This window comes from Ohtaekwangia sp. (genome assembly GCF_036568665.1).
GTDB lineage: Bacteria > Bacteroidota > Bacteroidia > Cytophagales > Cyclobacteriaceae > Ohtaekwangia.
The window spans coordinates 1-3,745 of the sequence record NZ_DATCSD010000464.1; the positions used below are offsets into that span (position 1 = coordinate 1).

Here is a 3,745-nt window from a genome sequence, read left to right on the forward strand (position 1 = left end):
ATTGGCGGTGTTTAGTGGTAATTCTACAGGGGGAAAACGCTCTATAAAACTACCAAATTCATCATTGTGGCTCTGTGATTTACACGCGCTAAATACACATAATAGAGATAGGAATAAAACAATCTTATTCATGATTCGACCCTATTTCAGTAATTGTATATAGTTTATTTTTATATAATCCAGATATAGTTTTGTTCGCGACATCAACATATAATCGGTTTAAAGGGTCCGCGCCGTAAGATTCTTCCGTTCTACCGACATCATAAAACATAATTAATCTGTTCACACGGTCCATCAAATTGCGAACCACCTATATGGCCACCTTCATCGCCTGCTATGCCATTCTTTGCTTTTTTACATTTCGTTGTTTGCTGGTATAGATTCCGGTCTCTGTTAGCCAGCACCAAGTTATCAACTAATAATTACTCAACTCTTCAAAAAATGGGTATCCTTCATAAGACTGTAACTCAAGCACAGGAAGTAGTTCTTTCGGAACAAGATCGCTTGCTACTTCGACTTCTATACCCTTTCGCCATGCCAGTTTTGCGAGGGCAGTTGCTTCGAGATTTATATAGTCCTTCACAATGGGAGGTTGATCTTGCTTGTCATGCAAATCTGTAATTTCTTGCAAGCCATTTTCAATCGCTGACTTATCGTTAATTAGAAAACCTTCAAACACGGTAATGATGCCAATATATTGTTTAGGCCAACCTTTTCGGCTCCATTTTTTTAACCCAGCGATATTAACTTCTAAAGCACTATTATCATTCTTTAAAGTAGACTGTATTGCTTTTGCGAAATAGGTTGAAAAAGAATCACTATATTTGGTTTTATGATAGTCTTGATAGCGATTAACCACAGTATTATTATCGCATAGTAAAGGATATGTAAATGTTTTTAATGCTTCAAAAACCTCTCCATTTAGTTTCTCATGATAGTACGCAAATGTTCCTGCTATTTTATACAGAAATGATTTACTGAGCTGAACATCTTTCTGTACAAAAAATCTATACAAGAAGAAAATTGTATTTATCTGAATCAAAGACAAAATATAAAATGGCTTCTCCTCAGGATTTTCAATTTGCTTTAATATAAACTTCTCGTCATCGATTGATCTTTTAAAAGATTGTTCTAAACTGCTCATATATTTTAAAAATTATCCAATTTAATTACAATAACCTGTTTCAAATCCTTGTCCACTGTTAACACGTACCGCTCAATTTTCCTTTGATTTTGAAACATAACATCACCAAGCGATTTGATACCTAAATCGGAACTTTCTCGCATCATTGTTATTTTTGTTTGTTGCCATAGATTTCCCATTTGTACTCCCTCATTTGTCATAGGTAATTCTACCGAAGTTCCCTTTAAGGGTTTTGATTCAAACATTCTAATTGTAGTAGGATTACTTACTCCGTTTTCAAATTGTAATACATCAAAACCATGTCCACTATTATTAATTTTAACATTAAGTACATCCCCGTTATCCAATTCCCGAGCCAATTGCTCTGCTATATCTTCACCTAATTGCCCTTGTCTTGCCGAGTTGCCATTCTTAAAAGCCGTTACATAGTCATCTACATTTTTGGCGAGCGTTGAATTTGCCTTAGGTGAAATTACCAACGCCTTCCCTTCATTAACCAACATCTTTACGTTATTGACAGCTCTCGCTCCGCCTGATCTGGTCACTGTTGTTGCTTGCTGTAAATTTACAAAATCAGTTGTATTAACATGTTTAACTAGATCATCCGCCCCTGCTGATACTTCATCCAGATTCTGCTCACCCTCAATCACTACATTGTCGCCATCTTTTTCAATAGTAGTTATGGCATCGGTTGCATCTTCAGATTCTTTCACCAGAATGCGTTCGCCATCGTCAACTACGGTGGCCCCTATATTTTCAGCTTCCGTTAATACCCGCGCTACATCTTCTGTTTTGTCCAGCACCTTGCCGGCATTCTTCAGAGTTTTCAGGCTGTTAACAAGCGCGCCTCCTTTTACCACTACCCATTCGCCAGCGGTTAGCACAATCGGCACGAGCATTACCGTTACCTGTCCGTACCGGTAAGGGCACATATCGGCACAACCGGTAAAGTAGAACTTCACAAAATGGCCGCCTATCTTTACCACCGCATTATAGGCTGCCACCTGCTGGCGGAGGCCGGGAGGCATCAGGCGCTGCAGCAATACTTCGTGCGGTATGCTGGTGTTGTTCTTAATATCGGTGTACGTTTGCCGCAGATCAGTAATATAGGAGGCATAGCTGTCTATATTTGATTTTACCACCTGTTTGGCCAGCTGGGCGAGGCCGGATGCCATTTCGGCAACATCTACCGAAGCGATAAGCTCATGCACAGCGCCTGCAATATATTTGGAGGCTTCGGAAGAATTTTTTACAGCTTCTTCGCTGGTTGCACAATAAAATATACCAAAAACACCCCGGTATATTACCGTACTGTATTCGGCGATGATCTGCTGGTCTACCGCCGAAGTTTTGTATAGGGTTGAATTGTGAAGTGCCGTGAGCCCGGCTCCTATATATTCGTCCGCACAGGAATTGGCTACATCGGGGAACAAGTCGGTGAGCCAGGCAGGTGGCGTAAAGCTGTACTGCATGGCAACGCTTACACTTCCGTCTGTTCCTTTGGTGAGCGTAACAATGCTCTTGCCCGGTGTGTTATCGCGTTGTGCCTGTGCCAGCAGCTCGGTATATTTCGGGTTGTCTTTATTCAAAACATAGACCTTGCCGCTGACCTCCAATTGTGTATTGATGTCTGCCACCTGTTTTTCCAGGTTTTGGTGACTGGCCTGCGTTAACAGCGACACACCATCTTTACCCTGCGAGTAATCGATCACTACAATGCCATTGGAAGCGGTAGTTCCACCAGGGCCGTTCAGCGGTATCTCGCCTCCGGAGTTATTAACACACCCTTTGATGGAAACAAATTTGATGTCGGCCGGCACAGCATAACTCAGCGATGCCAACACAGCATTACTGTTGTTGTTCACCTTTGTATAGGGCACCAGCAACAACGCAGCTGTACAGTTACCTCCATTATGTACCAGCCGCACCTTTGTTATGGCCTCGGCATTGTAGGCATTGGCGTAAACTTTTCCTTCCGTGGTTTTATAGCCGTTAAAAATACCGTTGGCCATGTCCGCCATATACTCTGCGCCATTCAGGCGAAATCCCAGCAGTGTACCGTTGGCATGTTTGGTTTCGGTAGTTTCCAGTATCACATCACCGGCTTGCTGGCCGTCACCATTTTGGAACTTAAAAGGTTTGCCTGCCGGATCGAGGTAGCAATAGGTAACATTTATACTGGCTGCATCCTCATCATCCTCAAACAATCCAATTACCTTCTGCGGATCATGTATATAATCCCACTGGTATTTATAGAGGGCTGTGCCGTTGGCATAGTCCATCAGGTTATCCGTACTTCCCTGTGCCAGCGAGGGGTATTCTTTAAAAGTATGTTGCAGGTTAAAGGCACCGTGTCCAATTTCGTGTGCCAGGGTGTTGACTACCGTTGTACTGTTGAGTTTATCGACAAAGATGAACCCGGCCTGTTTACTGCGAGGCATATAACCGAGGGTAGCGCCACTCTTCGGCTTTGTTACCAGGAATATATAGTATGTATTGTCCAGCAAATTGCCGTAGGCTTTTATCACCTTCTTCATGTCGCCGGTATAGTTGGTGAGCAGGCCGCTTTCGCCATCATCGAAGGTGTCGTCCAGCGATACT

General features: G+C 42.6%; 2 protein-coding genes. Both read right to left on the reverse strand.

Features of this window, described 5'->3' with window-relative positions; translation table 11 throughout:
* Window positions 1–415 precede the first annotated feature (415 nt).
* Window positions 416–1,144, reverse strand: coding sequence for an Imm49 family immunity protein (locus VIN08_RS27270; RefSeq protein ID WP_331972637.1), 729 nt, complete (start codon window positions 1,142–1,144; stop codon window positions 416–418).
* Between the two features lie 5 nt (window positions 1,145–1,149).
* Window positions 1,150–3,745: hypothetical protein (locus VIN08_RS27275; protein WP_331972640.1), on the reverse strand; the 2,596-nt coding region annotated here is incomplete at its 5' end.

What these genes read in the sequence shown, in the direction of transcription:
- VIN08_RS27270 (WP_331972637.1), bottom strand. Translation starts at nt 1,144, where the DNA reads ATGAGCAGTTTAGAACAATCTTTTAAAAGATCAATCGATGACGAGAAG.